The sequence below is a fragment of the Vibrio sp. Y176 genome (assembly GCF_033438945.1).
Map to the genome: position 1 here is coordinate 1 of NZ_JAWOQS010000703.1, position 634 is coordinate 634.

A 634-nucleotide genomic window follows, 5' to 3' on the forward strand; every position below is an offset into this window, starting at 1 on the left:
AAGTACCGTCGCCCATTGCAGCATAACCACCCCCCATAGAAACCAAGCCGACTTGGATCAGCGTCAGGCCAATCAGAGTTACGACAATGCCAGAGACGAGAGGTGTGATGATGCGACGTGCATGCTCAAGCACACGAGACAGTAAGATCTCGGCAAAGGAGGCAACTAAAATCGTCCCGAAAATCGCCGCCATCATGGTGCTGATGTCCGCGCCACCTGCTTTGAGTGATAAACCCGCACCGATGATTGGACCCAAAAAGTTAAAGCTGGTGCCTTGCACCGATAGCAAGCCGGAGCCAACAGGTCCAAAGGTACGGATTTGGATAAAGGAAGAAACACCAGATGCAAACAGCGACATGCTGATAATGGTGTTGGTTTGATCGGCCGGAACGCCCAAAGATTGGCAAATGATTAAGGAAGGTGTAATCACCGCAACGAACATCGCCAATAAATGCTGAAGTGCAGCAAAAATCGTTTGTGGCAGTGGTGGACGATCATTTAATTGATAGACCAGTTCCGAAGATCGGTTTGAAGTTGTCATGATTTGTCTCGCTAGTCGCAATGTGTTCCCAGATCTCGCTGAATGGGAGGGCTGGGTGGAGTTGACGTCGTTACCTGTGATTGCTGTTAATCA

1 protein-coding gene is annotated in these 634 nt (G+C 49.5%); it reads right to left on the reverse strand.

Annotated elements, in window-relative coordinates; all coding sequences use genetic code 11:
- A partial coding sequence (locus tag R7O13_RS28170; RefSeq protein WP_318305359.1) for a solute carrier family 23 protein occupies positions 1 to 541 on the reverse strand: 541 nt, incomplete at its 3' end.
- Positions 542 to 634 lie beyond the last annotated feature (93 nt).